At 65.1% G+C, this 23,011-nt stretch carries 20 protein-coding genes; 9 read left to right on the plus strand and 11 right to left on the minus strand.

Annotation, left to right across the window (positions count from 1 at the left end):
- The 4 genes from D7W79_RS06645 to D7W79_RS06660 all read right to left on the minus strand — a co-directional run.
- On the minus strand, window positions 1–264 hold a 264-nt coding region (locus D7W79_RS06645; RefSeq protein WP_208729651.1), incomplete at its 3' end, for a hypothetical protein.
- 56 nt (window positions 265–320) lie between these two features.
- Complete coding sequence (locus D7W79_RS06650; RefSeq protein ID WP_120524488.1) at window positions 321–812, minus strand: serine/threonine protein kinase; 492 nt, start codon at window positions 810–812, stop codon at window positions 321–323.
- A gap of 11 nt (window positions 813–823) precedes the next feature.
- Window positions 824–1,756: a DUF2381 family protein gene (locus tag D7W79_RS06655; protein WP_120524489.1), complete on the minus strand. Its 933-nt coding sequence runs from the start codon at window positions 1,754–1,756 to the stop codon at window positions 824–826.
- A gap of 63 nt (window positions 1,757–1,819) precedes the next feature.
- Window positions 1,820–2,713: a 1,4-dihydroxy-2-naphthoyl-CoA synthase gene (locus tag D7W79_RS06660; RefSeq protein WP_120524490.1), complete on the minus strand. Its 894-nt coding sequence runs from the start codon at window positions 2,711–2,713 to the stop codon at window positions 1,820–1,822.
- Window positions 2,714–2,800: 87 nt separating this feature from the next.
- On the opposite strand from D7W79_RS06660, the gene D7W79_RS06665 reads away from it, so the two are divergent.
- From D7W79_RS06665 to nth, 3 genes are read left to right on the plus strand one after another with little or no spacing between them, the layout of a single operon-like run.
- Window positions 2,801–3,118, plus strand: a complete 318-nt coding sequence (locus D7W79_RS06665) for a putative quinol monooxygenase (protein WP_120524491.1) — start codon at window positions 2,801–2,803, stop codon at window positions 3,116–3,118.
- A gap of 1 nt (window position 3,119) precedes the next feature.
- Entirely contained in the window at window positions 3,120–4,286 is a 1,167-nt protein-coding gene (locus D7W79_RS06670) for an iron-containing alcohol dehydrogenase (protein WP_120524492.1), read from the plus strand.
- 10 nt (window positions 4,287–4,296) lie between these two features.
- On the plus strand, window positions 4,297–4,932 hold the full coding sequence (gene nth, locus D7W79_RS06675; protein WP_120524493.1) for an endonuclease III: 636 nt from the start codon (window positions 4,297–4,299) through the stop codon (window positions 4,930–4,932).
- A gap of 4 nt (window positions 4,933–4,936) precedes the next feature.
- Here nth and D7W79_RS06680 read toward each other — a convergent pair whose 3' ends face one another.
- The 3 genes from D7W79_RS06680 to D7W79_RS45665 form a co-directional block, all read right to left on the minus strand.
- Window positions 4,937–5,722, minus strand: coding sequence for a hypothetical protein (locus D7W79_RS06680; RefSeq protein WP_147441818.1), 786 nt, complete (start codon window positions 5,720–5,722; stop codon window positions 4,937–4,939).
- A 115-nt stretch (window positions 5,723–5,837) separates the two neighbouring features.
- Complete coding sequence (locus D7W79_RS06685; RefSeq protein ID WP_208729652.1) at window positions 5,838–6,188, minus strand: hypothetical protein; 351 nt, start codon at window positions 6,186–6,188, stop codon at window positions 5,838–5,840.
- 338 nt (window positions 6,189–6,526) lie between these two features.
- On the minus strand, window positions 6,527–7,594 hold the full coding sequence (locus D7W79_RS45665) for a hypothetical protein (protein WP_147441819.1): 1,068 nt from the start codon (window positions 7,592–7,594) through the stop codon (window positions 6,527–6,529).
- A gap of 125 nt (window positions 7,595–7,719) precedes the next feature.
- On the opposite strand from D7W79_RS45665, the gene D7W79_RS06695 reads away from it, so the two are divergent.
- The gene (locus tag D7W79_RS06695; protein WP_120524496.1) at window positions 7,720–9,384 is read left to right on the plus strand and encodes a M14 family metallopeptidase; all 1,665 of its coding nucleotides are present in this window, start codon (window positions 7,720–7,722) and stop codon (window positions 9,382–9,384) included.
- A gap of 170 nt (window positions 9,385–9,554) precedes the next feature.
- On the plus strand, window positions 9,555–12,281 hold the full coding sequence (locus tag D7W79_RS06700) for a CHAT domain-containing protein (RefSeq protein WP_120524497.1): 2,727 nt from the start codon (window positions 9,555–9,557) through the stop codon (window positions 12,279–12,281).
- 13 nt (window positions 12,282–12,294) lie between these two features.
- Here D7W79_RS06700 and D7W79_RS06705 read toward each other — a convergent pair whose 3' ends face one another.
- The 3 genes from D7W79_RS06705 to D7W79_RS06720 form a co-directional block, all read right to left on the minus strand.
- Window positions 12,295–13,194 carry a cupin domain-containing protein gene (locus D7W79_RS06705; RefSeq protein ID WP_158616901.1) on the minus strand — a complete coding sequence of 300 codons (900 nt, stop codon included), beginning with the start codon at window positions 13,192–13,194 and terminating at the stop codon, window positions 12,295–12,297.
- Window positions 13,191–14,003, minus strand: a complete 813-nt coding sequence (locus D7W79_RS06715) for a cupin-like domain-containing protein (protein WP_120524519.1) — start codon at window positions 14,001–14,003, stop codon at window positions 13,191–13,193. The genes D7W79_RS06705 and D7W79_RS06715 overlap by 4 nt, the downstream gene beginning before the upstream one ends.
- Window positions 14,004–14,490: 487 nt before the next feature.
- On the minus strand, window positions 14,491–15,480 hold the full coding sequence (locus D7W79_RS06720; protein ID WP_120524500.1) for a cupin-like domain-containing protein: 990 nt from the start codon (window positions 15,478–15,480) through the stop codon (window positions 14,491–14,493).
- A gap of 262 nt (window positions 15,481–15,742) precedes the next feature.
- On the opposite strand from D7W79_RS06720, the gene D7W79_RS43155 reads away from it, so the two are divergent.
- From D7W79_RS43155 to D7W79_RS06740, 4 genes are read left to right on the plus strand one after another with little or no spacing between them, the layout of a single operon-like run.
- Window positions 15,743–17,533 (plus strand): restriction endonuclease subunit S, encoded by a 1,791-nt coding sequence (locus D7W79_RS43155; RefSeq protein WP_147441822.1) that lies wholly within the window; start codon window positions 15,743–15,745, stop codon window positions 17,531–17,533.
- A 1-nt stretch (window position 17,534) separates the two neighbouring features.
- The gene (locus D7W79_RS06735) at window positions 17,535–19,256 is read left to right on the plus strand and encodes an AAA family ATPase (protein WP_120524501.1); all 1,722 of its coding nucleotides are present in this window, start codon (window positions 17,535–17,537) and stop codon (window positions 19,254–19,256) included.
- Window position 19,257: 1 nt separating this feature from the next.
- Window positions 19,258–20,070, plus strand: a complete 813-nt coding sequence (locus tag D7W79_RS43160; RefSeq protein ID WP_147441823.1) for an HNH endonuclease family protein — start codon at window positions 19,258–19,260, stop codon at window positions 20,068–20,070.
- A gap of 4 nt (window positions 20,071–20,074) precedes the next feature.
- On the plus strand, window positions 20,075–21,544 hold the full coding sequence (locus D7W79_RS06740; protein ID WP_120524502.1) for a class I SAM-dependent DNA methyltransferase: 1,470 nt from the start codon (window positions 20,075–20,077) through the stop codon (window positions 21,542–21,544).
- A 122-nt stretch (window positions 21,545–21,666) separates the two neighbouring features.
- On the opposite strand, the gene D7W79_RS06745 is transcribed toward D7W79_RS06740, so the two are convergent.
- Complete coding sequence (locus D7W79_RS06745) at window positions 21,667–22,944, minus strand: carbohydrate porin (RefSeq protein ID WP_147441824.1); 1,278 nt, start codon at window positions 22,942–22,944, stop codon at window positions 21,667–21,669.
- Window positions 22,945–23,011: the final 67 nt, after the last annotated feature.

A 23,011-nucleotide genomic window follows, 5' to 3' on the forward strand; every position in this document is an offset into this window, starting at 1 on the left:
CCCCTGCCCCTGAGCGAGCCAGGCGTCAGCCTCCTCTGCCGTCGAGAACGACTGGGCCACGAGCACGGACTCCGTGGCGGGAATGAAGAACCTTCGGAAGTACTCACGGTAGTCGTCCAGCTTCCCGTTCTCGCGGACGTAGAGCAGCGCCACTGCGGCGACTCGCAAGGCTTCGTCCTCGGGCGTTCCATCCTGGAACCGCTCGCCAATCGTCCCAAGGACGCCCATCACTGCATCCACGTCGAAGTTTGAACTGTAGGCCATGGGGCTTCCTGCAGAGCGAGAGGCGCCAGGATCAAAACTCCAAACGTACAAGTCAGTCAGCGAAATGAATCGACGATGTAGGCAGCAGCAACGGAGCCGTCGAGAATCGCCATTCCGGGCTTTGACTCAGGCAACTTCCGCATCTGATCCCGGCTGAGTCGCGCCACGGCGCAGATGGGAACCTTGTCGCCGTCTGGCGGGTGGGCCTCGTACCAGCGAATGACGACCTGCGGCCCGCTCGTCCAGACTCGCCCATATAAGCGTGTCGTCGACTCAAGGGTGCCCATGTCGTCCTTGAGGACGCTCTCAATGGGTCCGTCGTAGAGCGAGATGCGGCGTGCGTCGATCTGGTTCGCATCGAGATCCGCCAGCGCGGCATCTCCAACGCGCAGCCTCAGGTACCGCATGACTTCGAGCGCCTTCGCCGGGCACTCCTGTGGTCCTGGGGTGCCGTCGGGACGTAGAGCCACACCGCCAGCCGTAGTGCAGCCGGAAGGGGCGCCAAGCAGGAGAACGGAGCCGAGCAACAGGGCCTTGGGCATGCGCATGAGCGCCACTTCTACTGCCGAAGCAGGGTGTGATCCATCGCGACGAGCACCTGGAGGAGTCCATCGTCCCGGAATATCTGGAGCGCAAGATCGGCCAACTGCCCACCCTTGTCCTCAAAAGCGCTCTTGTCGACAACGACAGCGATCCTTCCCGACTGCCCCGAAACGAGCACGGAGCGTTCCAGGCGAAGCGCGAACGGGCGAGCGGTGTCGCTGGAGAAGTCGCGAGTGAGATAGGCCCCGTCGAACCTCCAGGGCTGGCCGTAGTAGGTGTTCGTCAGGTGAATCACGGCCGCTGCCTTTTCTGGCCCTGAGAAGACTTCAACGACCATGTCCATGTCTTCGTTCTTCGAGCGCCAGAACTTCGCACGCCGAAACGGCGTCTTCTTTACCTGTCCATTCGCGAGAAGCGTCGCATAGGCGTGGTCAACTGAGTTCTCTTCCTTCTTGAAGCGCTCATTCTCCTCACTCAGCTTGCGCTCGCGACCGAGCGAGTCATAAAGCGATGAGAGGACCGCATTGTAACTGTCGGGGTCCTTGAACACGTTGACCTGATAGTCGATCCAGCCCCAGCTCTCCTGGCTCTTGGTTTTCACGAGGAACGTGAACTCCGTTCCATCAACGAGTGTCACCAGCAGGGGTAATGCTTCGCCGCTATCGAGTTCACGCAGCGGCTCGAGGATGACCTTCTTGCCGCCGATCAGCGGCGCCTCGAAGCGACCTTCCCACCCCAGGAACTTCGTCCGGGTCGGATCAACTTCCGCCTCGAATCGAAGCGCTGTCACCACCTGCCAGGAGACATAGATGGATGACGCCTCCTGGGCTGGATGGGCTGAGACCTTGAGCGTCCGAATTGTGAGCTTGTCTGACACGTCCCTCGCCAGGGACGGCGAAGCGAGTAGGACGAGCAGGAGGCCATACCTGAGAAGAGGGAGGGCGCGCATGGAAGTACCAACCTACCAGGGCAGGTACAGTTCATCCAACCCTCGTCTCAGGACAAGGCCTGCTCAGTACGTCCAGGGGAAGCGCTTGAAGTCGCGCTTGCGCTTCTGGACGAACGCGTCGCGGCCTTCCTGGGCCTCTTCCGTGCCGTAACCCAGACGCGTGGCCTCTCCCGCGAAGAGCTGCTGGCCCACGAGGCCGTCGTCCGGGAGGTTGAAGGCATACTTCAGCATCTTGATGGCCGTGGGGCTCTTGGTGTTGATCTCCGCCGCCCACTCCAGCGCCACCTTCTCCAGGTCCTTGTGCGGCACCGACTTGTTGATGGCGTTCATCTGGAACGCCTCGTCCGCCGTGTAGGCCTGGCCCAGGAAGAAGATCTCCCGCGCCCGCTTCTGCCCCACCTGCCGCGCCAGCAGCGCGCTGCCGTAGCCCGCGTCGTAGCTGGCCACGTCCGCGTCCGTCTGCTTGAACATGCCGTGTTCCTTGCTCGCGATGGTCAGGTCACACACGACGTGCAGGCTGTGCCCGCCACCCGCCGTCCAGCCCGGCACCACCGCCATCACCACCTTCGGCATGAAGCGGATCTGCCGCTGCACCTCCAGGATGTGCAACCGCCCCAGCCGCGCCGGGTCCGCCGCGTCCTCGCCGGGCTCGTACTTGTAGCCATCCTTGCCCCGGATGCGCTGGTCGCCACCCGAGCAGAACGCCCACCCGCCGTCCTTCGGCGACGGCCCGTTGCCCGTGAGCAGCACCACGCCCACGTCCGTCATGAAGCGCGTGGCCTCCAGCGCCCGGGCCAGCTCGTCCACCGTCTTCGGACGGAACGCGTTGCGCACCTCCGGCCGGTTGAACGCGATGCGCACCGTGCCCTGATCCACCGCGCGGTGGAACGTGATGTCCTTGAACTTGTGGCCTTCCACCGGCTGCCAGCGGGACGCGTCGAAGAGCTCCGAGACCATGCGCTGTCTTGCTCCAAAATGAGAGGAGTGAACGGCCCGGAACCCTAGCGGTTTCCGCTCGGGGACGCCCGCGCTACCGTGCGCGCCATGCCCACGAGCCTGCTCGTCGTCCATGTCCACGTGCACGTGCTGCCCCAGCACGTCGACGCCTTCCTCCAGGCCACCCTCGCCAACGCCCGCGAGAGCGTGAAGGAGCCCGGCATCGCCCGCTTCGACGTCTGCCAGGACAACGAAGACCCCACCCGCTTCGTCCTCGTGGAGGCCTACCGCTCCCCGGACGCTCCCGCCGCGCACAAGGAGACCGCCCACTACCTCACGTGGCGTGACACCGTCACCCCCATGATGGCCGAGCCGCGTGTCCCCCGCCGCTACACCAACCGCTTCCCCGACGACGCGGCCTGGTGACATGACGTCCGCCCCCTTCGAGTTCGCCACCGCCACCCGCGTCCTCTTCGGCCCGGGCCGCGTCCAGGAAGTCCCCGACCTCGTGCGGGGCCTCGGCGGCCGGAAGGTCCTGCTCGTCACCGGGACGAACCCCGCCCGCGCGGAGCCCGTCCGCGCGGGGCTCGAACGGCTGGGCATCCCTTCCGCCTCCTTCCGCGTCGCGGGCGAGCCCACCGTCGACCTCGCGCGCGAAGGCACCGCCGCCGCCGTGGACTCAGGCTGTGACGCGGTGGTCGCCATCGGCGGAGGCAGCGCGCTCGACGCGGGCAAGGCCATCGCCGCGCTCGCCGCGAATGGAGGCGACCCGCTGGACTACCTGGAGGTCATCGGCCGCGGCCAGGCCCTGACGAAGCCGTCACTGCCGTTCGTGGCCGTGCCCACCACGGCGGGCACCGGCTCGGAGGTGACGCGCAACGCGGTGCTGGGCTCGAAGGAGGCCGGCGTGAAGGCCAGCCTGCGCAGCCCGATGATGCTCCCCCGCGTGGCCCTGGTGGATCCGGACCTGCTGGAGCACGCGCCCGCGGCCGTGCTCGCGGCGGGCGGCCTGGACGCGCTGTCGCAGCTCATCGAACCGTTCCTGTCCATCCGCGCCCAGCCGCTCACGGACGCGCTCGCGAAGGAAGGCATGCAGCGCTCGGCCCGCTCCCTGCGCAAGGCGGTACTGCACGGCCCAGGGCCCGCGGAGCGCGAGGACCTGGCCCTCGCCAGCCTCTTCGGCGGCCTGTGCCTCGCCAACGCGGGCCTGGGCGCGGTGCATGGCTTCGCGGCGCCGCTGGGCGGGATGCTCGGCGCGGCCCATGGCGCGCTGTGCGCCGCGCTGCTCGGGGCCACCCTGGAGGTGAACCTGGAGGCCCTGCGCTCCCGCGCTCCGGACCACCCCGCCCTGCCCCGCTTCCGGGAGCTGGCGGTGCTGCTCACCGGCCAGTCCAACGCCCGCGCCGAGGACGGCATCGCCTGGGTGAAGGACCTGGTCCACGCCGTGCGCATCCAGGGCCTGCGCGACATGGGCCTCACGGACGCGGCGGTGCCCGGCCTCGTCGTCAAGGCCCGCGCCGCCAGCAGCATGAAGGGCAATCCGCTCCCGCTCACCGACGCGGAGTTGACGACGCTCGTCGAACGGTCGATGTGAGGACCCGCCCATGAAACCCGCCGCCCTTGTCCCCGTGGTGCTCGAACGCCTGCGCGAGAAGTACCCCGACGCGAAGTACGAGCTGAACTGGAACACGCCCTACCAGCTGCTGGTGGCCACCATCCTGGCCGCGCAGTGCACCGACGAGCGCGTCAACCGCGTCACCGCCGAGCTGTGGAAGAAGTACGACGGCCCCCAGGCCCTCGCGGACGCGGACACCGCGCAGCTGGAGGAGGACCTCAAGCCCACCGGATTCTTCAAGCAGAAGACCAAGACGGTGCAGGCCATGAGCCGCGCGCTGCTGGACGCCCACCAGGGCGAGGTGCCGCCGCGCATGGAGGACCTGGTGGAGCTGCCCGGCGTGGCGCGCAAGACGGCCAACGTCGTGCTCAACACCGCCTTCCAGCAGGCCTCCGGCGTCATCGTGGACACGCACGTGGCCCGCGTCAGCCAGCGCCTGGGCCTGACGAAGCAGGAGAAGCCGGAGGCCATCGAGACGGACCTGATGAAGCTGGTGCCCAAGGACGACTGGACCTTCTTCGGCCCCGCCGTGGTGCTGCACGGCCGCTACACCTGCGTGGCCAAGAAGCCCAGGTGCTCGGAGTGCCTGCTCAACGACGTGTGCCCGAAGATTGGCGTGACCTGAGCCGTCACAGGTGCGCGAGCACCGCCAGCGTCAGCACCCAGTCCAGTCCGGCTTCGAGGAAGTAGTACGTGGAGCCGTCCAGCGACGTGCCAAACCCGGTACCGAGGTGGCCCAGGGGGCCCGCGAAGAACTTCATGCCCACCTCGGCCCCCAGGTTGATGGGGTTGCGCCGCGAGCGCTCCGCATCCAGGTACGGGCCCACAAGCGCACGGCCATAGGGCGCGAACCAGTTCGTCACGAAGTGCTGGTAGCCCACGGTGGCGTTCAGCGAGACCCGATTCGCGTCCAGGCCCATGTTGGCGCCCAGCGTCAGCCGCCGCGCCTTGAGCCCCATGGGCTGCACGTTCACGTCCAGCGCCAGGCCCAACCCGCCGTCGAACGGGACGCGCCACCCGAACGCGAACTCCGTCGTCGACTTGTCGATGGCCAGCGCCTCGTAGCGGAAGCGCGCCGCGCCCGCTGCGTCCCCGCGGGAGTCCTGGAGGTCCGCGAGCGCCAGCGCGGCCTCCTCCGAATCCTCGTCGTACACCTTGCGCAGCGGCGGCTCCGCGCCGTCCAGGTCCCCCCGGGCCAGCCGCTCCTTGCCCTGCGTCAGGCATGCGGACGTGGAGCCCATCGCGCACGCGAGCCCGAAGGCCCGGTCCGCCTCCTCCGTGCGGCCATCCACCTGGAGCTGCTTCGCCCAGGTCTCGCAGGCCCAGGCGCTCCCGCCGTCGCACTTCTCCTCCAGCGTGGGGACGCGCGTCACCTCCTGCGTCGTCGCGCACGCCGCCGTCAGCAGGCACGGCAAAAGGCACAGCCACCGGACGAAGGACACAGGGAGACCACGGAGGGCTGGGGCCGCAACCATGGTCCACATTCAAACACACCGCCGGGACAGCGGCGCGTCTGGCACGGTGCGTCTTTCAGTGTTCTTCCAGCGGCCCTTCCCCGTCGTGGATGACGCCCGGGTTGCGGCCGATGTCCGGTCCATCGCCGCTGCGCTCGTCGGCCTTCTGTTCCTCGGAGGCCGTGTTCCCGGAGCCGCCCACGCCTTCCCGGAAACCGCTGGCGGCCTCGCGGCTGGACTCGCGGACGCTGTCCGCGGCCTTGCTGGCGCCATGCTGGACGTCCTTGGCGGCCTCGCCTACCTCCTGGCCGACCTGCCGGGCGTTCTCGTTGACGGCCTGTTGCTGACGCTCGTTACAGCCCGCCGTGAAGCTCACCGTTCCAATCACACCCAGCACGACGAGCCCGTTGAAGTGGCGTGTCCACATGGTCGTCTCCCCGAGGGTCCCGGCCCTCTGGGGTGAAACGTAGGCACGCCTGCTCCCCGACAAAGTCCCGGGTTTCTTCCCGGAAGGCTCCGGGGCGCCGCTTGCCTGTCAGCCCCCGGCCGCCTGCGCCTGGACGGGGATGTCCTGCCACGGCTTCGTGGGGTGCTGGGCACGGAAGGCCTCGATGCGCGCGCCCACCTCCCAGCTCGTGTTCGTGTCCCGCTGTCGGAGTCAGCCTGAGGTTCGTTCGCCTCGTGCTCGGCGTCACCGGCTGACTCCACCACTCCGCATCAGGATGTCGTCCCTGGCGACATAACCCGGACGCATCCACCACGGCGTCAGTTCCCCTGGGACTCCGGCGACGCGTCGTCCGAAGCAGGCGGCTCCTGCTTGAACTCCTCTTCGGGGTCGTAGGCATCACTCGAGTCCATCCCCGTGATGTCCTCGGCGTCCGCCCCGGACTCGACCTCCACCTCTTCCACCGGCGCCCGGATGGACGCGGGCTTCATGAACTCGGAGCCGACGTTGTCCGCGTCCGCTTCGTCCGCGCAGCCGAAGGGGCTGGTGAAGAGGCGCATCACCGTCACCCGGTTCCAGTTCTGGTCGTTGTCGAAGACGATGGCCTCCGTGAGCGTCTCCGAAGCCCCCGGGGCCAGGCTGAAGTCTCCCTCCGGCGACTCCTCCAGGTGGTGGAGGTCCTCCTGCTGCTGCCCCACATATGCCCGCAGGCACCCCGAGCCCGACGACCGGTGGTCACTCACGTTCTTCACCGTGTACTTGAGGAAGTAGTCGGCGGACCGCCCGGCCTGGCGCATCTCGACGTTGGACACCTCGAAGTCCGTCGCCGCCGAGGCCCGCGGCCTCTGCGGCGGGGCCGTGTCCGCGGGCGCGGGCTGGCCGGTGGGCAGCAGGCGCAGCAGCTCGCTGGTCGCGAGGGGCGCTCCGTTCGAACAGCCGTATTCGGCGGTCGTATAGAGCATCACGGTCCGGGCCTGCTTCCAGGACGCGTCGCCCAGGCTCACCGTGTCCTCGAACGTGTCCGTCGTCCCGCCCTTCACGGTGATGCCGCCCATCCGCTTCGCTTCGATGACCATGCCCTGGTCGTCGTGCAGCGACAGGCACGCCTCCCCACGCCCCTGCGCCGTCCCCGGATTGGTCAGCGTGTAGGTCACCGCCACGCGGCTGCCCTGGACATTGAGCGTCACGTCCGAGAAGCGCAGCGGCTTCACCACCTTCGCCACCACCCCCGCGTCAGGACTCCCCGCGTCGGCCAGGGCCACGACGCCCGCGTCCACGGGGGCGCTCGCCTGGGGCTGTTCCTTCTTGCACCCCGTCCCCCACACCGACAGGCATCCCAGCAGGAGCGCGCCGAGCACGGACCCACGCCGCTGATTACTCCGCATCATGAAGCCCCCTCCACTGCACGATTTCCGTCGGGTTTCATATGGGACACCGCCACGGCGCGGCAAGACGGCCCCACTTCGCGCGTGCTTGACGCGGCAGGTCCGGAGCGCTCGGATGCGCGGCACCTATGCCCACTCCCAAGCTGCTCACCCGCGCGGAAGCCACCGACTACCAGGAAACGTCCCGCAGCGCCGACGTGGTCGCCTTCGTCGACGCGCTCTGTGCCCAGACGAAGCTCGCGAAGCGCGTGGACTTCGGCCAGAGCGGTGAAGGCCAGCCGCTCATGGCGCTCATCCTCAGCGACCGCAACTGCTTCACGCCGGAGCTGGCGAAGAAGCAGAAGAAGCTCATCGTGATGGTGGAGGCCAACATCCACGCCGGCGAGGTGGAGGGCAAGGAGACCCTCCAGGCGCTCGCGCGCGACCTCACGCTCACGTCCCTGGGCAAGAAGCTGCTCGACAGGCTGTGCCTTGTCTTCGTCCCCAACTTCAACCCGGACGGCAACGACCGCATCAGCAAGGGCAACCGCGCGCTGGACCTGAAGAATCTGGAGGGCCAGGTGAACCCGCCCGGCGGCGTGGGCATGCGCTACACGGGCGAGGGCTGGAACCTCAACCGCGACAACATGAAGCAGGAGGCACCGGAGACGCGCGCCCTGGCGAAGCTCTACCAGACGTGGTGGCCGCACCTCTTCGTGGACTGCCACACCACCGACGGCAGCATCCACGGGTTCGACCTCACCTTCGACATCCCGCACGGCAACGCGAACCTCCTGCACACCTCGCGCGCCTTCAACCGCGAGCTGGCCGAGCGCGTGTCCGCCGCGGTGAAGAAGAAGCACGGCTTCGACAGCTTCTGGTACGGCAACTTCCGCAAGGAGGGTGACCCGCGCTCCGGCTGGCACACCTACCCCGCCCTGCCCCGCTTCGGCAGCCACTACCGCGGCCTGCTGGGCCGGCTGGACGTGCTCCTGGAGACGTACAGCTACATCGACTTCCCGCGCCGCTGCGCCGTCATCCGCGCGTGGGTGCTGGAGCTCATCCGCGACGCGGCCCGCTACGCCAAGGGCTACCGCGCCGCCACCGAGTTCGAGGAGGCCGCCATCATCGCGCGCGGTCAGAACCCGAACGTGCAGGAGCTCGTCGGCATCAACTACGGCGTCGCGCAGCGCAACGCGGAAGGCGCGCTGGTGTTCGACTACCCGGCCTACGTCCAGGACGGCGACACCGCCACCATCCTGTCCTTCGACGAGGCGAGCATCGAGGCCCGGCGCTACCCGGGCAAGCGCAAGAAGGTCTACAAGACGCCGCACCACCGCACCTTCGTGCCCACGCAGTCGGTGAGCACGCCGGCCGGGTACCTGGTGCCCGCGTCGCTGGCCTCGCGCCTGGACGGCCACGGCATCCAGTACGAGAAGCTGGCCAAGGCGCAGCGCTTCCAGGTGGACAGCTACCGCATCGCGCGCCGCGAGGAGACCTTCAGCCCGGACGTCGCCGCCAACGTGCCGCCACCGGGCCAGGACGAGGTGCCGCTCAGCCAGAAGCCCAAGCCGGTGCGCTTCGAGACCATCCTCACCGTGGCCCCCGAGCGCTCCGAGCAGGAGTTCCCCGCCGGCACGCTCCTGGTCTCCACCGGCCAGCGCACGGGCACGCTCATCACCTACCTGCTGGAGCCGCACTCGGACGACGGCTTCTGCCGCTGGCAGTTCCTGGACGACAGCCTGAAGGTGGGCGAGCTGTACCCCATCCACCGGGTGGTGGAGTCCACGCGCGCACCCCAGAAGGTGGAGTAGGCGTCCTGGGGTCGGCAGCCGATTGCCCCCGGGTCTGTCATGCCCGGGGGCATTGGCTCTAGACTGGCATCCGCTGGACCCGCGGAGATGGTGCGGGGGCACGCGGGAGGCCCCGGATGACTGGCATGCGGCAACCGTCCTGGGGCACACGCCTTCCGGGGCGCGAAGGCGTGACGCGCGTGGGAGGCCTGCTGGCCCTGGCGCTGTGCATGGCCCTGGGCTTCGTCGCCGTGCGCGCGTGGAAGCAGCGCGGCACCGGGCCGGAGACCCCGGCGCTGTGGCTTTCGGACGCGTCCCACCGTCCCCTGGAGGTGCGGCTGAGCCTCCCCGCCGCGGACGTGTACCGCCCCTATGCGCCGCCCCGGGGCGAGGACGCGCTGGCCCCGCCGGTGCCCCTGGGCGCCCTGTCCCGCCTGGAGGAGCTCGGGGATGCGCACGGCGTGGGCGTCAGCTACCTCTTGCATGGCGACACGGAGCAGGCGCTCGCGTACCTGACGCGCACGTCGCCGTCGTTGGACCGGGACAGCGACCTGGCCGCCGTCGCCATCCTGCGCGGCCGCGCCGACGAGGCCCTGTCGTTGCTGGACGCCACGCTCGAGGCCATGCCCGAGCACCCGCAGGCGCGCTGGAACCAGGCCGTGATGGCGCGCGAGCTGGGGCTGACGCTCCTCGCGGCCACGGCGTTCGAGTCGGTGGCCGCGAAGGGCGAGCCCGGCTGGAGTGAAGAGGCGCGCGAGCAGGCGCGGACGTTGCGTGCCCGGTTCCAGGCGCGGGCGGATGCATGGAAGGCCACGCGCGAGGCGTTTCTCGCCCGGCTGCGCTCGCCCCAGGCGCCGCTGCCGGTGGAGGGAGCGGCCCGCTTCCCGGGCATGGCGCGCGAGTCCTTCTACGAGCTGCTGGCGACGGCGGAGGACGCCGCGCGGGTGCAGGAGCTGCTGCCGCTGGCGCAGGTGCTGGACCATGCGGCCGGAGGCACCGTGCTGGAGGACACCGTGCGGCGGGTGGCGGGGCTGGACTTCGCGCGCCGGGCACCGCTCGCGCGGGAGTACGCGAAGCTGGTGCAGGACGCGCATCCCAGTCCGGCGAACCTGATTGAACGGCTGCGCCAGGAGCCCGCGGCGAAGGATGTGCTGCTGGGCGCGCTCCTGCGCACGCCGGGCGTGGCGCGCACGCAGGAAGAGCTGCGCGCCCTGACGGTGGGAGAGACGGATCCGTGGGTCCTCTCGCGCGTGGCGCAGGAGGAAGCGCGGCTGGACGACCTGTCGGGACAAGGGCCCCAGGCCGGGGACCGGCTGCGGGAGATGCTGAAGGAGTGCCGCGCGCGCAAGCTGCCCCTGCGCTGCGTGGACGTGCTCCTGCGGTTGAGCAGCCGCGCGACCGCGTCGAACCGGCTGATGGAGGCGGAGGAGTCCGCGAGCACCGCGTGGCAGGAAGCCGCCGCGCTGGGTGAATGGGACCGCGAGGGCGCGGCGCTGGTGATGCTGGCCAACGCGACGCGCTTCCAGGTGCGGGTGGCGCTCTCGCGCGCCTACCTCATCGAGTCCCTGGCCCGGCAGCCCGATGACTGCAAGACGCGCACTCAGGCGCACCTCAACCTGGCCTCGTTGGCGCTGATGCGCTTCCGCCCGCAGGAGGCGCGGCAGGAGCTGGAGGAGTCGCTGGCGTGCGGTCAGACGCCCGGGCTCCAGGGGGCGTGGATCCTCGCGGACCTGGCGCGCCTGGCGCCCCGGCCGTCCGACGCGGCACGCCTGAACGCGGAGCTCAACCGGGTGTCGCCGCTGCGGGAGAACGCGGGGCGGCGCGTCCTGGCCACCCTCATCCGGGGACGGTTCGAGGTGGACCGCGACTGGCGCGAGGGCCAGCGGGTGCTCCGGCAGACCATCGCGGAGGCGGAGCCGCTCTTGCGCGTGAACGCGGATGCGCGCGACGCGAGGGCGGTGGCCTTCCAGACGCTGGCGGTGAGCGCGGGCCACGCCGGGGCCTTCCGGGAAGCGATGGAAGTGGTGGCGGAGAGCCTCCAGGTGCCCGTGCCGGAGGGCTGCGTGCTGGCGGCGGCGGTGGAGGCCGAGCGCACGGTGACGGTGGTGCGCGGGCCGAAGGGCCAGGTGCAGGGGCGCTATGACGCCTCGCGCACCATGCCCCTGCGCGATGACCTGACGGGGCTGGTGCCCGGTGAACTGGTGGACCTGCTGCGCGACTGCCCCCGTGTGGCGGTGCTGGCCGCGCCGCCCCTGGACAGCCGCGCGGGCATCCTGCCGGCGGACCTGGCCTGGAGCTACCGCGTCGGCACGGGCGTGCCCGCGGCCTCCCCCGCGAAGCCCCCGCTGCACGTCGTCGTCTCGGACGTGGAGCCGCCGATGACGCTGAGGCTGGCGCGGCTGCCCTCCGCGACGGACGTGGACCTGGCGGGAGCGCAGCGGCTCCTGCGGCTCAAGGGCGCGCAGGCCACGCCCGAGCGCGTGCTGGAGGCGATGGAGCAGGCCACGGACATCGACATCCACGCGCACGGCGTGGTGGACCGCGCGCTGTCGGACGCCACGGTCATCGCGCTGTCGCCGCAGCAGGACGGTCACTACGCGCTGACCGCGGAGGAGCTGCGCCGCCGCCACCTGCAGGGCGCGCCGCTGGTGGTGCTGGGCGCCTGCAGCGCGGCCCGCCTCGCGCCCATCCTGCATGAGACGTCATCGCTGCCGCAGGCGTTCGTCGCGTCGGGAGCCCGGGCGGTCTTCGCCGCCACGGCGGAGATTCCCAACGACGCGGGCGCCTTCTTCCGCGCGGTGCGCGAGCGCATCCAGTCCGGAGAGGAGCCCTCCCAGGCCCTGCGGGCCGAGCGCCTCGACTGGCACCAGAAGCAGCCCGGCATGCGCTGGATGGACAAGGTCCTGCTGTACCAGTAGCGCCGGGCGCGGCTCAGTCCCTCGGAGGCAGCGGCGACGGCTGGGGCTCCGCGTCGATGTCCCACGTCACGTTGGGTTCAGGCAGCGCGAAGGCCTCGAACGAGACGGCGACGCCGCCGGCTGGCGCACGGAAGCCGTACCACCACCCCACCGGCAGCAGCACCCATTCCCCGGGCGACAGCGTCACCTCCAGGTGCAACGGTGCCTCGTCGACCCCGGGCTCGGACGACGCCGTGATCACGCGCCGCAGCTCGAACGCCGGGACGAGCTGGAGCCGCCGCTCCCCATGCACCTGCGCCAGCAGCACGTTGCGCCGCGCCGCGCGCAGGGGGACCTCCGCCCCGGGCGGCTCCCACCACAGGCGGGGCTCGCACGCGCGAACGTCCTCCGCCGTGAAGCCCCGGAGCGGCGTCAGGCCCCGGGTCAGGGACTCCAGCCGGGGGTCCTCGAACAACGGCACGCAGCTCGCGTGTCTCGCCTCGCGCTCGCCCAGCAGCGCGGCGACGTTCTCGGGGCTCCAGGCGTGCGGCTCCAGGGACGTGCTCCAGCCCTCCCGCAGCACCACGGGCAGGTTGTCGAAGTAGTAGCGCTCGAAGAACGCGGCGGGCGTCAGCGCGTCATGCCGGTCCACTCGCGGAGGCCCTTCCGTCTGCTGGAACAGCTCCGAGTACACGTCCAGCAGCCCCTCCAGCTTGCGCTGCATGCCCACCGCGCGCAGCGCTCCCGCGACGAAGGGCTCCTGCTGCTCCAACTCCACCGCCCGCCGCGCCTGCTCCGCCGTCACGCCCGCCTTCTCCAGCGACGCCACCAGCTCCTTCGGCGGCGCACCGCGCACCAGGTTCTCCACCAGCCACCGCCGCCACTCGGGCGTCAGCGGCGAGGTCCCCGCCTCCACTTCTCGCGAAGCTCTCATCGGTGATCCTCCGAAGGCGTGGCTCCCAGCCAGCCCTCCCGCCAGCAGGTGTTCATCCCAGGGGTCTGCTCGAAGCTCACGAACGTCACCGACAGGCTCGGGTCCAACGCCCGCAGCGCATGCCACCACCCCACCGGGATGAAGAGCGTGTCCCCCGGCCCCACCTCCACCATGTGCAACGCCACCCGGGCGAAGTCCGGGAAGCGCTCCAGGTCCGGCGCCAGCACGTCCACCGCGCTGTAGAAGCCGCGCACGTTGGACATCCACGGCGTCTCCCACGACGGGGCCAGCCACACCTGCTTCCGCCCCCACACCTGACAGAACAGGACGTTGAGGTGATCATGGTGCAGGTTGGACAGCGTCCCCGCCGGCCCCAGCCACAGGTGCACGCGGTCGGGCTCGCGCAGGTCCGGGTGGATGTAACCCTCCGGTGCGCGCAGGTCTTCCAGCAGCGGCCGGAACGCATCGCGCAAGAGCAGGCTGTTCCGAGCCACCAGATACATGTCGTTCGCCGGCGCACCCTCGAACCGCGCCAGCAGCTCCCGCAGCGGCACGTCCCGGCGCAGGCGGTCCGCGTGGAGGTCCGGCAGCGCCTGGGCATCGCGCCCCGCCATCACCTCCACCGTCTCGTCACCGAAATGCTCGGCCATCCACGCGGGCGTCCACCGCGTCCGCGCCGGCCAGTCCTCCATCAGCCCTTCAATCACAACCGGCCGGTTGCGCCGGTAATACTCATTGAAGAATTCCGCTGGAGCCAGCCGCGACCGCCGCTCCACGCGCGGCGCTGGCAATGCCTGTCGTCTCAACACCGAGCGCGTCTCAAGCAACGATTCAAGCAATCCCAGACGTCCCGTGAACTCACGAGCCCGCGCAACGCCGGGGTGTGTCTCCGCGGCCCGAATCGTTTCCCAGACAACCTCCGAGGCCACTCCCGCCGCTTCCAACCGGGCCGCGAGGCTCGCGGAGGGCACCCCACGCACAAGGTTATTCGCGAGCCACGTTCTCCATACAGGGGGGAAGGAAGACGTCATCGCCGGCCCCCTTGAGTCGGGCTGAACCATTTGGGTCGTCCACATCCACCACGAGCGGACTCCATGACACCTCCCGAGAACTCATACAAAATCGTCCCGAACCCCAACCCCCCGGTTGCCCCCGAGCAGGAGGACCTCCGCCGGAAGCGAGCCCCTGAAGTCCCCGCGCCCACGCCGCCGCCTTCCACGCCGCCCCTTCCTCAAACGCCGAAGGGCGAAAACCTCAACGGCTGACGCAAGCCATTGAAGCGGAAAAAGGCACACCTCAACCGAAGGTGTGCCACCGCGCGTTTCCGCCTGGGACATCCAGCGACTGGAACGTCAGCGACACGCTCACGTCCAGCGCGTACACCTGGTGCCACCAGCCCACGGGGATGAAGAGCATCTCCCCGGGGCCCACCACCACCTCGTGCACGTGCGCGGCGGCGAAGTCCGGGAAGCGCTCCAGGTCCGGCGCCGCGGCGTCCACGGCGCTCCACACGTGCTCGCGGTTGTACAGGCGGGGCGTCTCGAAGGACGGCACCAACCAGAAGCGCTTGCGCCCGTGGACCTGGCAGAACAGCACCGAGTCCACGTCATGGTGCAGCGCCGTGCGCGTCCCCGCCGGGCCCACCCACAGCTTGATGCCCCCGTGCTGCCGCTTCGGGTACACGAAGCCCGGGGCCGGCCGCAGGTCCTCCAGGAGCCCCCGCAGCTCCGGCCGCTCCAGCGCGAAGTTGCGAGCGGTGAGGTACAGGTCGTTGCTGGGCCCGCCGTGCTCCAGCCGGTGGAGGAAGTCCGCCAGCCGCATCACCGTGCGGCACGCGTCCGGCGACATGTCATGGTCCGCGCGGGCTTCACGGCCCGCCATGACCTCCACCTCCACGTCGCCGTAGTCGCGCGCCAGCGCCTCCGGCCGCCAGCGCTCCAGCAGCGGCCAGCCCTCCAGGAAGTCCTCCAGGACGACAGGGCGGTGCGCCCGGTAGTAGCGCGCCTGGAACTCCTCCGCGGACACGCCCCGCCGCCGCTCCACGCCCCGGCGCGACTGCCCATGCAGCGACGCGCGCGCGTCCAGGAGCGACACCACCTCCGCCGCCCGCGCCCCATATGGCCTCCCGGCTTCCACCGCCGGGTGCCGCCCTGCGCGCGCGATTTCCGAACGGGCCTCCTCCGGGGCCACCCCTCCGGCGACCAGTGCCCGGGCCAGCGCCTCCACGGGCACGCCACGCAGCAGGTTCTCCGACAGCCACGCATCCCACGAGGGTGACAGGGCCATGCACCAAGCCTACACGACCAGTCGGGCCTCTTTCGTCTGCAGGTGTCGGCTTGTTGGCACTTGGCATGGCGGAAGCATGGGACCCCACACGAGAGTCGAAGTAGCACCAAGACGCACATCCACCATATAGTCGAGCAAAATCGGTAGCCGTCGGCGAAGCTTGAGCGATACGAGCCTACGTACGCATCCACGCGACAACGCAGGTCTGCGGCAAACAAGTCTACTACTTGAACGTACAGGAACTGAGCAAGGAACCTGCGGTATGCGCGACACGCACCTACCACCAAGCTGGGCTATGACAGAAATCTCCAGTGTCAGTCAGTTTCTTGGAGGAGGAACACCGCCCAAGAATGACAGCAGGTACTGGGATCATGGAACAGTCCCTTGGGTTTCGCCCAAGGACATGAAGTCATTCAACCTTCAGACTAGCGAGGATCGCGTAACAGAAGACGCGCTCTCGCTACTTCCATTAGTGCCTTCAAACAGTGTACTCGTCGTAGTGCGCTCTGGAATTCTCGCGCACTCGCTCCCCGTGGCAGTCAACAGCCTCCCGGTCACAGTCAATCAAGACATACGCGCCATCGTCCCCGAACCAGACATTTCTGCGCGCTACCTGGCTTGGCAACTAGTCGCACGAGCACAGAAGATACTAGCCACCTGTTCAAAACAAGGAACAACTGTCCCCAGCATTGAAAGCCCTGCCCTTGCTCGATTTCAAATCGCAATAGCTCCCAAGGCAGAACAAACCCGCATTGTCGAGAAACTCGAAGCGCTAATCTCAAGCCTGAACGCAGGCATTTCAGAGCTCAAATCAGCACTTCAAAAGCTCGACCTGCTCGAGCAATCCTTGCTGAACTCCGCTGTCAATGGAGACCTTTCCGCAGAATGGCGCAGCAGTCAAGCCCGTCGGAAGGCACCGTTGGAAAACGGGACGCAAGCGCTCCAGGAAATTCTAACTGAGCGACGCTCTCGCTGGGAAACAAAACAAATTGAGAAGTTCAAAAAGAGTAATCGCGCGCCTCCAGCAGATTGGCGCGACACTTATCCAGAACCGGCCCTCCCCTACCTAGCGAATCTGCCGAACCTTCCGGATGGATGGACTTGGGCAAGCCTGGACATGCTAGGCGAAATCACATCAGGCATTGCAAAAGGGACCAAACGAACTGCCGACGCACGCCTGCGCGAAGTACCGTATCTGCGGGTTGCCAATGTGCAGCGTGGATATCTCGATCTTCGTGACGTGAAACTTATCCCGGCAACCGAATCTGAGATAGACGAGCTAGCCCTTCAAAATGGAGATATCTTACTAAATGAAGGCGGGGACCGCGACAAATTGGGACGCGGCTGGGTGTGGCGAAATGAACTCCCTGAGTGCATTCACCAAAACCATGTCTTCAGGGTGCGGCCATATTCAACAAAAACCATCTCCGAATTCATCTCCCACCACAGCAACACCTTCGGCCAAGCCTGGTTTCAGTCCACAGGAAAGCAAACAACAAACCTGGCCTCGATAAACCTAAGCGCGCTCAGGTCCTTTCCCGTGCCGATACCTCCGCCAGAGGAGCAGCAGGAAATCATCAAGCAACTCGACCTTCACCAGAGTTCGCTTAAGGCACAAAGATTGAGCCTCACGCACGGAATCTCTCAATCAGAGCTTCAGCGCGGCAACATTCTGCGCGCGGCATTTTCAGGAGAGTTAACAACCCAGAATCCTGAAGATGAGCCAGCAAGTATTCTACTATCCCGCATCGCCACCGCACGGACGAATCATCCGAAGACAAGAAAACAGCCTAAACGCCCTCGCCTTACCACAGCAAACCGAGGATCAATGATTCGTACGGTCGAGAATGTACTTTCCGAGGCAGGAGACTGGCTCCCTGCCAGCGAGGTATTCAAGCGCTGCGGAGTTAGCGATGGCGCCGAGACCGACCAAATTCAAGCTATCTACGCGGAGCTTCGAGCACTAGACATGAACCAAAGACTACTAAGCAAACCAGTCATCGACCAGCACGGACGCAAAACACACGACGAGCTGAGGCTGGCCCCCAAATAACATGCGCCTCAACAAGCTCACAATAGGCAGCCCCAAAAACGGCCAGACACATCAGTTCAAAAACCTAAAAGACATTACAATTGATTTCGACCAGAACCAGTGGGTCTCCGTAATCATCGGCTGGAATGGCACAGGAAAATCAAACATCCTAGAAGCCCTAGCTGTGATTTTTCGCGAGCTAATCGGGGGAAAGAAAATCAAAATCGGTTTCTCCTTCAAGCTCAGCTATACAATGGGCCCTCCAGGCAACGCCAAATACATCCACATCGACCACGATCCGGACCGAATAAAGGATCAATTCCATATCCATGTGGCAACAGACCAAGACCTCGCAAGTGGTGACTCAGCAGAGCCATTGAGGCTTGCACGCCAAGGCGATCACCCCGTTGGAAAGGCCATTAAACTCGGCACGTTCCTGGCTGAAGGCGATGCATATCTGCCTCGCTACGTGTTTAGCTACTACTCGGGCGAAAGCACCCGAATGCACGAGGTGTTTCGGCCATACCTTGAAAGCTATGACAGCAAACTACGTAATGGCGAAGACCCAGGCATGAAGCGTCTTTTTTACGCCATGCCCGTCCATAGCCAGTTTGTGTTGTTGGCCTTTCTGATTCAGCAGACTCCGATGGTACGGGATTTTCTTGACGTCCAACTTGGACTAAACCCTGACGAAGGAATTGAATCAGTATTGTTTGTGCTTCGCGAGCCTCCGTGGAAATCAAAGGCCCCGGATGGAGATCCGCGATTCTGGAATGCACGGGGAGTGGTACGGGATTTTCTCGCTCGGCTATACGACATTGCTTTGGCGCCAATTGAAGTCAAGCGACGCGTCGCAACCTCGATCTGGAACAAGGAGACGCTTCAGTTTAAATACCTTTATATTAAAAATATCGATGCACTCCGGGTATTGGTCGGCGACCAGCCCCCCGCTCAATTTTTTCGCGACCTCGAAAGCACTTACGTCTCAGAGCTTATTGAGGAGGTACGAATTAAATTGCGCCTAAGAAAAAATGACGACACTGTTACCTTTCGGGAACTAAGTGAGGGCGAGCAGCAGTTGCTTACCGTGCTAGGCCTGTTGCGGTTTACAGCCGAAGAGGAGAGTCTTTTCCTTCTAGATGAGCCAGACACCCACCTCAACCCAAGATGGAGCGTCGATTACCTTGGCTATCTTGAAAAATTCATAGGCTCCGACAGTCATCGCAAAAGCACCAGTCATATCTTACTAACAACACACAATCCATTGGGAGTTGCAGAGCTAGTTAAAGAGCAAGTTCAGATCCTTCGACTGGAAACCAAGAGTAGCAGTCGACAATTGATTGCCTGTCACCCCGAGATGGATCCTCGGGGCATGGGATATGCTGCTATCGTAACCAGCGACATGTTCGGCATAGCTTCTTCTCTAGATCAGCCGACACAACTGTTGCTAGAACGGCAGCGCAACCTAGCGGGCAAGTCACGTCTAACAAGCGAAGAGCAAAGCAGCCTCGATCTAATCAACGGACAGTTGGGCCGCTTGGGGTTTATGTTTTTTCACCCTGACGACGAATACTCGCGATATTTAAGGCTCCGCAACAATCTGTTGACTGAACGCTTCAATACGGAAAACGCAAGCGTCCTGGCAGATCATGTCGTCCAATTAACTCGCGATGAGCGCGAAGGGTTGGCGAAAACGCTAATATCGAAAATGCTTGAAGAGGAAGAAGCACTTAACGAGAGCTAACATGCGATATGTTGACATTGACGAACTTGTAATGCCAAGTGGATGGCTGTCCCGGGCCGGAGCAGCAGCTCTGGCGGTGCTCGCAGGTGACGACCCCAATAACCATTCTATCGTCTGGCGTGACCTCAAGGATGGGCTTGCATCACTCCTTGGAGACAAATGTTGGTATTGCGAATCATGGATCGACCGTTCAGATAACGCAGTCGACCATTTCCGGCCGAAAAACAGCGTGAGCGATGCAATTGCCCCTCACAAGGGATACCGCTGGCTCGCGTTCGACCATCTCAACTACAGATACTCATGTACCTTCTGCAATAGCCGACGCAAAGGCATTGACGACGCAACCGTTGGAGGAAAGGCTGATCGCTTTCCCCTGTTGGACGAAGCAAAAAGACTCTACGCACCTGGGCCTCTCGCGCAAGAGCAACCTACACTTCTAGATCCATGCGAACTGCACGACTGGGAGCTCCTCGGGTGCCAGCAAGAAAACGGTCAGCCTTGCGCAACTAGTTTCGACCCAATCAAACGGCTTCGAGCGGAGACGTCTATTGAAATTTACCATCTCCATTACGAACCCACGTGCAAAGTGCGTCACAGAACTGCCGTTCAACTGATCTCAGACATTGAAGAGGCGAAGCGACTGTTTATCATCGCACAGACCAGCCCGGCTCGCGAAAGAGACTTCTCTAACATGGCGCGTCGGATAAAACGGGCCATCATCCCCAAGGCTCCATTCAGCGGCGATATGATATTTTTACTGCGCGGCCAACGGAGTGCAGAACACCCTTGGATTCAACAACTTCTGGAATCATGACCACATGAAGTCGAATACGCTCATTCAGAAATTTTGGAACTATTGCAACACGCTTCGAGATGATGGCGTGAGTCATGGTGAATATCTTGAGCAATTGACCTTTTTGTTGTTCCTCAAATTAGCACATGAGGATGCCCTCTCTTCGCATCCTGGGAGCTTTCGCGTCCCTAAAGGGTATGATTGGGCATCACTGCGCAACAAGAATGGTAAGCCGCTGACGACACACTATTCACTTCTTCTGTCGAGGCTTGGCACAAAACCAGGCGTGCTCGGGGCAATATTTCACAATGCTCAGTGCAAAATCCAAGATCCCGCCAAGCTTGCGCTTTTAATTCGGTTACTCGACGACGAGGACTGGGCAACCACGAGCTTTGATATCAAAGGAGAACTATACGAGGGATTGCTTCAGAAAACCGCTGAAGACACCAAGAGCGGTGCAGGCCAGTACTTCACCCCACGGCCGCTTATCCGCACGATGGTCGAATGTCTGAATCCAGCGCCGATGAAAACAATTGCAGATCCCGCATGTGGCACCGGCGGGTTCTTTCTCGGCGCATATTCTTGGCTTCGAGAGAAAAAACTAAACAAAAAGCAACTCAACTTCCTCCAGACTCAAACTTTTCACGGAAACGAAATTGTACCTGCGACACTCAGACTTTGCCTGATGAATCTCTTTCTTCACGGCATCGGGAGTCTTGACGAAGAACCTGCGGTTGTGCGTTCCGATGCCTTGCTATCAAAGCCTAGTCAGCGATACGATTACGTGCTGGCAAATCCGCCTTTCGGCAAGAAAAGCAGCATAACGTTAACAAGCGAGGATGGCGAAGAAGATCACGACGCACTCATTCACAAGCGCCCCGACTTCTGGGAGACGACGTCCAATAAGCAGCTTGGATTTTTGCAACATATTGCGGCCATGCTTAGCGAGAACGGCAAGGCGGCTGTAGTTCTTCCGGACAACGTTCTTTTTGAGGGGGGTGCAGGAGAGAGGATTCGCCGCAAGCTTTTGGCCACATATGATGTGCACACATTGTTGCGTTTGCCCACCGGCATTTTCTACGCTCAAGGAGTCAAAGCCAATGTGCTTTTTTTTGACGCGAAAGCCAAATCAAAAGCTCAGCAAGGAAGCGGATTGTGGATTTACGACTTAAGAGCGGGCATGAACTTTAGCCTTAAAGCAAAGCCTCTTGAGTCAGGAGATCTTGCTGACTTCATTCTGTGCTTCAACGCAAGCAATCGCCACAATCGCAAGAGCACCGATAGGTTTAGATATTTTCATTACGAAGATCTGGTCGCGCGCGACAGAGCGAACCTAGACATTTCGTGGCTCAAAAACGAAGGCGTAGAGAGCGCCAGTACGCTACCGATGCCGGATGTGTTGCAGCGCGAGATCATCGAGCATCTGGAAACTGCGCTGGGCGTGTTCCGCAGCGTTGCTGAGGCGCTGCCATCAGCCAAGAGAAGGGGGCCTTGACCTCACCTGTTTGTTGTTGAACGTGGCTTGCACGATCGCACAAGCAATACATGCCCCGAAATTTGCGGTGATGATAAATCTAAATTAGAAGCACAGAGGGCATGAAAGATTGGACGTAAAGACTACAGGGTCAGCGCCCCCTTGAGGCCCAGCACGATGATGTTGCGCGCGTCCTCGTCACCGCCGGGGCGGATGTACTGGAGGTTGGGTCGCAGCACGAGCCACTCCGTCGCGTGGAGGCTGTAGTACAGCTCGCCCAGGTACTCCGTGCGAGGGACCGGGATGCTGGGGTCCTGCGCCTGCTTCTGCTTCTGGGCGGTGACGTAGCGCCCGTTGGAGTGCGTGGCGCCCAGCGCGAAGCCCACGTCGTCATCCGCCCGGCCGAAGACGCCCGTGTACCCCAGGCCCACCGTGTACTGGCCGTCCACTGCGGAGGTGTCCCGGTCCGCGTACGTCAGCCGCGCGAACACGTTGAGCCCCTGCGCCTCGTTCTCCGCGCCCGCCACGTGCGTGAGCTGCTGGCGCGCGACGAAGTACAGGCCGTAGCGGCCGTCGCGCTCCACGCCGTCCAGCAGCACGTCCGGCGCGTTGGACGTGTCGTACCAGACGCCCACCTTGTAGAGCCCTTCCAGCGAATCCCCCCGGAACCTGGGGTTCCACCCCAGCTCCAGGGGCAGCATCACGCCCGTCGCCCCGTTGAAGCGCCCCAGGTAGAAGGCCTCCTCCAGGTTGCGCGGGTTCACCTCGTACGCGGCCAGCTGCACGTAGGCCACCTTCGCCACGTCCACGCGCAGCCGCGTGCCCCACTGGCTCACCGGCCAGTTGAACCAGTAGTTGCCCACGATGTTGCCGGGCTGCGCGCCGCAGAAGGTCAGGTTCTGGAAGTCGCAGGGGAAGTCCGCCGTGTCCTCGCCCATGGTGACGCGGCCCAGCTTCAGGTGCACCCGCTCGTCCCAGAAGAGCTGGTCGTACCAGAGCTGCGTCAGGCGCCCCACGTTGCCGCGCCCGTACACCTCCTGCACCAGCTGGAGGTTCCCCAGCTCCATGTCCGCGTTCAGGTTGTTGCCGTTGCGGTGCGTGAACGTGAACTGGAAGGTGCCGCCCTTCAGCCCCGCCAGCTTCTCCAGGTCCAGGCCCAACCCCACGTTGAGCTGGCCCGCCTGCCGCAGCGCATGCCCCTTGCCGCCGCGCGCGTTGTAGGCGAGCTCCGTCACGTAGCGGACCTGCAGCGCGACGCCCAGCTCGTAGAGCAACCCGCGCGCCCCGCCCCATCCACCGGTGAGGCCCGGGGGCATCTTCGTCTCGGCGGCGAAGGCTGGCCCCGCGCACAGCAGGGCCCACGCCATCACCCACGCCGCCCAGCCCCGTCCCCGCATCGCGCCCGCTCCCTCGCACGCCACGGATCCTCAATGGCAACGGGCGCCAGGATGTCCAGCCGTGCCGGGGGCCGTCCGTCGCCTTCCAGCC

Source organism: Corallococcus exercitus (assembly GCF_003611585.1).
Taxonomy (GTDB): Bacteria; Myxococcota; Myxococcia; order Myxococcales; family Myxococcaceae; genus Corallococcus; species Corallococcus exercitus.

What these genes read in the sequence shown, in the direction of transcription:
- D7W79_RS06660 (WP_120524490.1), bottom strand. Translation starts at nt 2,713, where the DNA reads ATGGTCTCGGAGCTCTTCGACGCGTCCCGCTGGCAGCCGGTGGAAGGC.
- D7W79_RS06655 (WP_120524489.1), bottom strand. Translation starts at nt 1,756, where the DNA reads ATGCGCGCCCTCCCTCTTCTCAGGTATGGCCTCCTGCTCGTCCTACTC.
- D7W79_RS06720 (WP_120524500.1), bottom strand. Translation starts at nt 15,480, where the DNA reads ATGGCCCTGTCACCCTCGTGGGATGCGTGGCTGTCGGAGAACCTGCTG.
- D7W79_RS43155 (WP_147441822.1), top strand. Translation starts at nt 15,743, where the DNA reads ATGCGCGACACGCACCTACCACCAAGCTGGGCTATGACAGAAATCTCC.
- D7W79_RS06705 (WP_158616901.1), bottom strand. Translation starts at nt 13,194, where the DNA reads ATGAGAGCTTCGCGAGAAGTGGAGGCGGGGACCTCGCCGCTGACGCCC.
- D7W79_RS06650 (WP_120524488.1), bottom strand. Translation starts at nt 812, where the DNA reads ATGCGCATGCCCAAGGCCCTGTTGCTCGGCTCCGTTCTCCTGCTTGGC.
- D7W79_RS43160 (WP_147441823.1), top strand. Translation starts at nt 19,258, where the DNA reads ATGCGATATGTTGACATTGACGAACTTGTAATGCCAAGTGGATGGCTG.
- D7W79_RS06685 (WP_208729652.1), bottom strand. Translation starts at nt 6,188, where the DNA reads ATGTGGACACGCCACTTCAACGGGCTCGTCGTGCTGGGTGTGATTGGA.
- D7W79_RS06735 (WP_120524501.1), top strand. Translation starts at nt 17,535, where the DNA reads ATGCGCCTCAACAAGCTCACAATAGGCAGCCCCAAAAACGGCCAGACA.
- D7W79_RS06740 (WP_120524502.1), top strand. Translation starts at nt 20,075, where the DNA reads ATGAAGTCGAATACGCTCATTCAGAAATTTTGGAACTATTGCAACACG.
- D7W79_RS06670 (WP_120524492.1), top strand. Translation starts at nt 3,120, where the DNA reads ATGACGTCCGCCCCCTTCGAGTTCGCCACCGCCACCCGCGTCCTCTTC.
- D7W79_RS06695 (WP_120524496.1), top strand. Translation starts at nt 7,720, where the DNA reads ATGCCCACTCCCAAGCTGCTCACCCGCGCGGAAGCCACCGACTACCAG.
- D7W79_RS06665 (WP_120524491.1), top strand. Translation starts at nt 2,801, where the DNA reads ATGCCCACGAGCCTGCTCGTCGTCCATGTCCACGTGCACGTGCTGCCC.
- nth (WP_120524493.1), top strand. Translation starts at nt 4,297, where the DNA reads ATGAAACCCGCCGCCCTTGTCCCCGTGGTGCTCGAACGCCTGCGCGAG.
- D7W79_RS45665 (WP_147441819.1), bottom strand. Translation starts at nt 7,594, where the DNA reads ATGATGCGGAGTAATCAGCGGCGTGGGTCCGTGCTCGGCGCGCTCCTG.